At 47.7% G+C, this 7,243-nt stretch carries 6 protein-coding genes and 2 pseudogenes; 1 reads left to right on the plus strand and 7 read right to left on the minus strand.

Features of this window, described 5'->3' with window-relative positions:
• Window positions 1–90: 90 nt before the first annotated feature.
• The 7 genes and pseudogenes from JK154_RS17330 to JK154_RS17360 all read right to left on the minus strand — a co-directional run bounded on the left by JK154_RS17330 (window position 91) and on the right by JK154_RS17360 (window position 6,704).
• Window positions 91–1,214: pseudogene (locus JK154_RS17330) on the minus strand (IS3 family transposase).
• 35 nt (window positions 1,215–1,249) lie between these two features.
• Window positions 1,250–1,693, minus strand: coding sequence for a hypothetical protein (locus JK154_RS17335; protein WP_211993974.1), 444 nt, complete (start codon window positions 1,691–1,693; stop codon window positions 1,250–1,252).
• Window positions 1,674–3,050 carry a PAAR domain-containing protein gene (locus JK154_RS17340; RefSeq protein WP_211993975.1) on the minus strand — a complete coding sequence of 459 codons (1,377 nt, stop codon included), beginning with the start codon at window positions 3,048–3,050 and terminating at the stop codon, window positions 1,674–1,676. Before JK154_RS17340 ends, JK154_RS17335 begins: the two co-directional genes overlap by 20 nt.
• Entirely contained in the window at window positions 3,050–3,523 is a 474-nt protein-coding gene (locus JK154_RS17345; RefSeq protein ID WP_211993977.1) for a PAAR domain-containing protein, read from the minus strand. Before JK154_RS17345 ends, JK154_RS17340 begins: the two co-directional genes overlap by 1 nt.
• Window positions 3,524–3,708: 185 nt before the next feature.
• Window positions 3,709–4,500: an ABC transporter ATP-binding protein gene (locus JK154_RS17350; RefSeq protein ID WP_211993979.1), complete on the minus strand. Its 792-nt coding sequence runs from the start codon at window positions 4,498–4,500 to the stop codon at window positions 3,709–3,711.
• The gene (locus JK154_RS17355) at window positions 4,497–5,525 is read right to left on the minus strand and encodes an iron ABC transporter permease (RefSeq protein WP_211993982.1); all 1,029 of its coding nucleotides are present in this window, start codon (window positions 5,523–5,525) and stop codon (window positions 4,497–4,499) included. Before JK154_RS17355 ends, JK154_RS17350 begins: the two co-directional genes overlap by 4 nt.
• Before the next feature lie 60 nt (window positions 5,526–5,585).
• Window positions 5,586–6,704 carry an ABC transporter substrate-binding protein gene (locus JK154_RS17360; RefSeq protein WP_211993980.1) on the minus strand — a complete coding sequence of 373 codons (1,119 nt, stop codon included), beginning with the start codon at window positions 6,702–6,704 and terminating at the stop codon, window positions 5,586–5,588.
• 467 nt (window positions 6,705–7,171) lie between these two features.
• Here JK154_RS17360 and JK154_RS17365 point away from each other — a divergent pair.
• Window positions 7,172–7,243 (plus strand): annotated as a pseudogene (locus tag JK154_RS17365) (type VI secretion system contractile sheath small subunit); the annotation flags it as partial.

Here is a 7,243-nt window from a genome sequence, read left to right on the forward strand (position 1 = left end):
AACGGTCCGCTGGCCGGCGGAGGTGGCGATCGAGTCCTCCACCGCACCTGACAGCGAACCGCCATCCGTCACACACTTGTCCATTCCCCATTATCTGAGACAAACCTGATTAGAGTTTTCCAGCAGCTTCCGGTATATCTCCGAAGGAAGATTATTCAAACTTTCATGCGTACGATTCAGGTTATCATCCTGTTGCCAGAACCAGGCCATCTCTCCTACCTGACTGAGTGACTCAAACAAATAGGCATTCAAAAACTCCCGGCGGAATGAACCATTAAAACGTTCAATAAATCCATTCTGCTGCGGTTTACCCGGTTGAATATGGCACAGAGTAATCCCATTATATTCACAATAATTCAGTAAGTTAACTGATATCAGTTCCGGGCCATTATCCACTCTGATTTGCTGAGGCAGTCCGCGCTCTTGTTTCAGGCGTTCAAGTACACGGATAACCCTGTCTGCAGGTAAAGACGTATCGACTTCAATAGCCAGACATTCGCGTGTACCCTCATCAATAATATTCAGCGTTCTGAATCGCTTACCGCAATACAGAGCATCATGCATAACATCCATCGCCCACTGTACATTGGGTTTATTCACAACAGATAACGGTTTTTTCTCCCGCTCCGGAAGTGTTTTTTTAATCCTGCGTTTCAGGTTCAGGCCTAACCGGCAATACACACGATAAACATGTTTATGGTTAAAGATATAGCCCTTAAATCTGAGACGGTAATAGCATTTCCAGAAGTCAGTGTGAGGTGATTCAGATAAAACGGTCTGAATAGCAGCAATCACGGCCTTATCTTTTTCACGCCAGTCAGCACGACGACGCTAAAAAGATGCCCTGGATAACGAGGTCAGTTTACAAGCCGTAATCACCGACAGACCAGAGGCCGCTAATAATCCGGCACAGGATTTCTTTTCGGTGATTACCAACTCTTTTTTGCGAAAAGCGCCTTCATGGCATGATTTTCGAGACTGGCTTCAGCAAAGCGTTTTTTAAGCCGGGCATTTTCATCTTCAAGTTCTTTTAATCGTTTAGCATCATTAGCTTCCATGCCACCATACGTAGATTTCCAATTGTAGTAGGTGGCACTGCTAATTCCGTTCTGGCGGCAAATTCCTTCAACTTTTATACCTGAACCAGCCAGTTTCAGGATATTAACTATCTGAGTGTCAGTAAACCGTGTTTTTTCATTTTGACCTCTGCAAATGTAAAGGCAGAAAATCTAATTATAGTTGTCTCATTTTAGGGGGAGTGGACATTACCATCGAACCACGAAGGCACATAGAATATCGCCAACATCATAAATAATAAAATAAGACCAATAATGGAAATGCGCACCTTTACTCGTAGCCAATCTGTATATTCTTTAGGGAGTTCTTTTATGAAGCGGATTTGATCATTATCCATTCCTCGTGTGTGGAATGTTCCAGCCTTGAAATATAAAGCTTTAATGAAAAATGCATCACGCATAAAAGAAAAGAAAACTCCACCATTCTGATAAATTAAAACTTCTGCTGGCCTTGCCCCAAATTTATCAACGAAGAGTGAGCAGAGAGTCATGAATTTTTTTGTTGATAATTTGTCGTAAATTGCGTAAAAAATATATGTTATTATTCCGAGAATCAAAAGGCTCCCTGAAATTTCCATTCGATGTTGAGTTATAAAATTAATTACCGAAAACTTCATACAATTGCTCCCCACCAAACTCACCAACGCTTCCCCCTACGGTACTACCTGCATAGCCTAAACCTGCGCCAGCAATTACTACACAAGCAAGACCTCCGACACCCGCTGTTCCCACTCCTATAGCAACGCATAATGGTATAGCAAAGCCGCCAGCGAAAACTCCACCACTAGTACCTAAGGTAAAACTACCAATTTCAGTATACTTTTTCTTAGTGCATTCACTCTCGCGACCTACAGAACAGGCCTCGTTTATTTCATTAAGAGAATGAAGGCCGCTAAAACCGATGCCTACATAGCCAGTATACCTCATTGCTCTAACATATTTGGACGCTCGTTCAATGTGAGTTGCATAGCCGTCAATGTCTCCAACCCCTGTTTGATTCCATTTGTGGGTAATTGAGCTGGTTGAAAGGTCAAGCGCATTTTTAATTTTTGTGTACTCCCCGAGCTTCATCGCTTTATTCAAAAAACTGACTTTTAGTACTGAATCAAGTTCTTTAAATAACTGGCTACGTCTGACATAAAACTGCTCACCAATTAACGCACCTCGTGTTATGTACGTATTTTTATATGTTTCCTGAATTTCTTTCAGGATTCGTTCTATATTCTCGAAATACTTACCGACAGGATCAGCAGCAAGTCCAATTCCCGTATCTGCGTAGCTGGTGAAGTTGGCAATGGTAGCGTAGTGCTTGTGTAGTAAGTTAGCTTCTTGGATCGTCAGTGGCTCTAATGCAGCATCAATTCGTGCTTTCGCGGCTCTCATGTGCTCGATTTGTTCACTGTTCTGCTTATCAGGGTCAACAATAAGCATAATAGAACCGGCTTTATGCCTTTCGTCTGCACCGTTCAGCGTAGCGAATAACTCTTTTGCTCCTGCTGGCGGTGTGCCCGTGAATAATAGACGTTGCCAGGCTTCTGTTGTTCCCCCGTATGGGATTACAGCAAAGCCCGCATCTATACCTTCGTGTTTATCTGATTCTGTTGTTTTTTTAGCGGTTTGTGCGTACTGAATGGGTTCCGGTAACTCAGGAAAACAGAGGGGCTGCTGTGAGGATTGGTTGGGTGCCTCATCGTTTTCTAGTTCATAATCATCATCGAAGTTTGAGGGGATTAAACGTGCCTTGCATGGGCAGGAACTACGACTGTGCAGCGTTCCGGCAATTCGCCTGTCGTGGATCGTGTCACGTAGCCCTCCGGCGATACGGTAAAGTCCTTCATGCTTGCCACAGGTGACCCGGTGACCCTCACAGGTCATGTCTTTGTCAAAGTGCTGATGGTCGGGACATCCATCAATGATAACGCCCCCACAGGCTGTTTTGTCTCCTCTGAACAGGTAATAACCTTTGGCAGCCATTAATGTTTGCTCCCCGATATAGAAAGGAGTCCTTCCGGGAGAACATCACCTTCACGAAATACCAGTTTTGTTCTGGATTGCGGTGTGGAAATTATTTCATCGCCGTTATCAAGCATACTGCCAACCAGTGCCGCTGATGCGCCCTGCATAATCCGCGCGTTTCCCGCGCCGGAAATAATGGTGGCTTCACCACCGTCAGCGTAAACCACTTTATCCCCTACTCGCGCCATCTGATAACCACCCGCCGTACTGTTTCCAGATTCATGCTGGATCACCCCTCCGTTTCGGGTAAGACTCCCCACAACGGCGAACCTGAACATGTGGGTCAGTGCATAGGTTGTTGCTCTCTGGTTTATCTTTTCCAGTGCATCGCGTGTCTGGTTGTCGCAGAGTGCAAAAAAATCTTTGTCGTATGATGGCTGTGAAAATGATTCGCGGATTTCAGGCGTGATCTCATTGGTGTATTGCTGCATAAGTCCCTCTGCGTGTTATGAATATTGAGTCGGCGAACATTGTACAAACTATTCCCTCAGGGGCTACAAAAAGTTAAAAAAAGCCTAATGCCCCCCGCGGTTGGGATGCCCAACTTTCGGGGGGCAGTTCAATTTCATCTATCCGGTCATCAGACCATATCCATGTGGCTGACTGTGCCGGATACTCAAATAGAGTTTACTAACCCGTCAATAATGACTTGCTGTACTCCCTGAGAGCAGGGCTCTATACGCCCACGCACACCGTACACGGTGGCGAGCATTTGTGGTGTAATCACTTCAGCGGGAGAACCGTAACCCTGCAGCTTACCCTCTTTTAGCATCAACACACGGTCTGCATGTCGGAGGGCAATATTTATATCGTGCACAACCACCAGGGTGATGATATTACGCAGGCGAGTTTCCCGACGCACCAGATCCATTACATGGAATTGGTAATTCAGATCCAGTGCACTCAACGGCTCATCAAGCAATAACAGCGCGGGTTGACGGATCAACGACTGAGCGAGCCCCACCAGCTGTTTTTGCCCACCAGAAAGTTGATCGAGATAACTCAGTGCCAGATGTTCGATTCCCAATTGACGCAGCAGTGACATTACCTCTGTTTCACTTTGCTGCTGATGTCGTGTGCCCGCAGCACGCTGGGCGACGATAATCGATTCCAGAACATGGAGATGCACCCCCGCGGGTAATGTTTGCGGTAGATACACCACCTGCTCTGCCCGGCGGGAAAAAGGCTGCACCAACAGGTTTTCATCATTCAGCCACAATTCACCGCTGGATGCCCCCAGCCCGGCCATCGCCCGCATTAGCGTTGACTTACCGCTGCCGTTAGGGCCAAGCAGGGCAGTGATTTGCCCCCGTGGCAAATGAGGTACTGTCAGGTCGCTGATAACCTGGCGCTTTGCATAGCCAGCGCTGAAGTGGGACAGTGTCAGCCCTGATGGTCTTTGGCTCATACAGCCCCCCGATTACGCAGGATAATACTCAGGAAGAAAGGTACACCCACCAGAGAGGTAACAATTCCTACCGGGATAATGGCGCCAGGAATTAAATTTTTCGATGCCACAGATGCCAACGATAATATCAATGCGCCAATCAATGCACTGGCCGGAAGATAAAAACGGTGATCCTCACCAAAAGTAAGGCGTGCAATGTGTGGCGCGACGAGCCCGATAAAGCCAATCGGACCGACGAATGCGACGGATATTGCCGACAGTATGCTAATGCGGAGCAGTGTCGTCAGACGCAGTCGGCGCACGTTGATACCAAAACTGACTGCCCGGTCTTCACCAAGACGCAGTGCCGTCAGCTTCCAGGAGCTCATAAACGACAAAGGCATCACCACAATCAGTACCGCCAGTAACACCCCAACCTTTTGCCATGAGGCACGATCGATGCTGCCCATAGTCCAGAATACCAGGCCCTGCAACGTATCCTCATTGGCGACAAACTGAAGCATTGAGACCAGCGCATTAAAAGTGAATACCAGCGCGATGCCGAACAGAATAACCCCGGAGGTTGCCACCTGTGTCCAGCGGGTTATGCCGTCAAGTAACAACGCGGCAAATAATGCAAAAATAAAAGCGTTGGCAGAAATAAACCATTGACTCGGAATACCGGGGATACCAATACCCAGCACAATAGCCAGCGCGGCACCGAAGGCTGCGGCTGAGGAGACCCCCAGAGTGAAAGGGCTTGCCAGGGGATTATTAAGGATGGTCTGCATTTCAGCCCCCGCCAGGCCCAGCGCCATCCCGACAATAATCGCCATCAGCGCGTAGGGCAGACGAATATCCCAGACAATCGCCCGGGTTCCCGCACTGGCGCTGGCCGGATCGGTCAGCGTTTGCCATAGTGTGTGCAGAGGCAACCGGGATGGTCCAAGCATAAAGTCGAGCAGCAGTGATGCGCCGATCAGCAGTGACAGCACCAGCATAATGGTTAATCGACGGTGCAGAATGCGCCGGTAATGGCGCATCACAGCATGGTTGTCGGCCAGGGGAGTACCCTGGCCGGTTTCAGTGGTAGAGTCCATTCAGGCTTACTCGCTTTGCTGCCACGAGAAAACAAACGGAAGATCCGGGAGCGAGGTGAAGTTACGCACAATATAGTGGAAGGTATCATCTGGATTCAGGGTGCTGAATTGCTGTGGATAAATATCTTTCGCAAGATACTCCATGCCAACAATATTCCATGGATGATTATAGAAGTGATGGTAGACACCGTAGGCACGTTTTTGTTTGATGGCCGGGATTTCACTGACACCTGTACGAGCCAATAACACCTCGGCTTGGTCATTTACAGCTTTGGCATCAACCTCATAACCTAAAGGTAGCACCTGGCTATTACCACGCCTGGAGCCTGTCATGATGTAGGCATCAGGCTTCATGCTAATAATCTTTTCCAGTGAGGCAAAACCAGAGGCCCCCGGAAGAAGCTGTGAACCGATATTATTGGCACCGACAGCTTCAACCAGCCCGCCCCAACCGCTATGCCCATGGGTAAAGCAACATGCGTCACTATTACCGGCCAGGGCTTCAACAAAGACGTTAGCCTTAGGGGTGATGTCGTTGGTTTTTTGGTGAATCGCATCCAGGTGCTGACGGTAATAGTCAGTATAGGCTTTGGCGTTACTTTCACGGTTAAATACTTCACCGAGTAAATCGATACTCGGGGCGGTGCTCTTGGCTGGGTTAACCTCATAGTCAACGAAGAGCACAGGAATATTCAGCGCAGCGAGTTTATCGATAACACCGTTTTGCATAAGTGCAGGTTTGGCGCGCAGTTGGGCGACCATCAGGTCAGGCTTGCGGGAAATAATACTTTCAAGATCGACGTTACCTTTATCACTAAAGCCCATATCCAGAATTTCCGTGGACTGTGGCCATTTTTGCTGCAGCATTTTCCATGTCGCGACATCCTGGCGCTTTGCCAGATTATTCCAGGCCACAACACGTTTAAACGGGTTATCACGATCAAGCAACGCCATGGTCATAATATCACGACCATCCTGCAGAATAACGCGCTGAGGTTCCTTGGGGAGGGTTACGCTGCGGCCGTCGAGATCGGTAACTGTCAGTGGATACTGAGTGGCATGGCTAAGAAATGCGGAAGACATCAGTGCGGTGAACAGGAGCGATCTTGCTGATTTAATTATCATAAAATGAGAACCATATGCAGGTTTATAAAAATAATGGTTCTGGGATTATTCGCGTACAGGGCTATATGTCAAGTGCGAATGCGTATCATAACGATATAAGCTCCGGGCAGACATCGCTATGATGTGCTTTGCCCATCACCCTTACTGAGCCCCACAGTAGCCAGAATAACCCGTTCTTGCTGTTCATGGGGGCTGACATCAACAGAAGCATATTCTTACTAAAAATCCCCCGAGCTATTCCATCTTTAATCCTGGCTGTCCTTTCCTTCTCTCCGAGGCTGTAAGCCCTGCTATTCGGGGCTTTTGTGCGATGCATTACGCAAATTTAGTATAAAAATACTAAGGCTTTTCTTATTTTAGGTTAAAAAACTGTAAATAACGCCTGGTGTCGATTATTGTGCCACCCCTGCGCGCAAAAGAATTGCGACGCAAAAAATGTGCTCAGCGATAAACAGAGGGATCATGAAATGGCTGACAGTTTCCAGAATGAAGTGCCAAAGGCACGTATTAACCTAAAGCTTGACCTGCACACCGGTGGC

The organism is Citrobacter sp. JGM124, from assembly GCF_018257795.1.
Classification (GTDB): Bacteria; Pseudomonadota; Gammaproteobacteria; order Enterobacterales; family Enterobacteriaceae; genus JGM124.

Excerpts from the sequence above, each read along its gene's own strand:
- JK154_RS17335 (WP_211993974.1), bottom strand. The coding sequence starts at position 1,693 with ATGAAGTTTTCGGTAATTAATTTTATAACTCAACATCGAATGGAAATT.
- JK154_RS17340 (WP_211993975.1), bottom strand. The coding sequence starts at position 3,050 with ATGGCTGCCAAAGGTTATTACCTGTTCAGAGGAGACAAAACAGCCTGT.
- JK154_RS17345 (WP_211993977.1), bottom strand. The coding sequence starts at position 3,523 with ATGCAGCAATACACCAATGAGATCACGCCTGAAATCCGCGAATCATTT.
- JK154_RS17350 (WP_211993979.1), bottom strand. The coding sequence starts at position 4,500 with ATGAGCCAAAGACCATCAGGGCTGACACTGTCCCACTTCAGCGCTGGC.
- JK154_RS17360 (WP_211993980.1), bottom strand. The coding sequence starts at position 6,704 with ATGATAATTAAATCAGCAAGATCGCTCCTGTTCACCGCACTGATGTCT.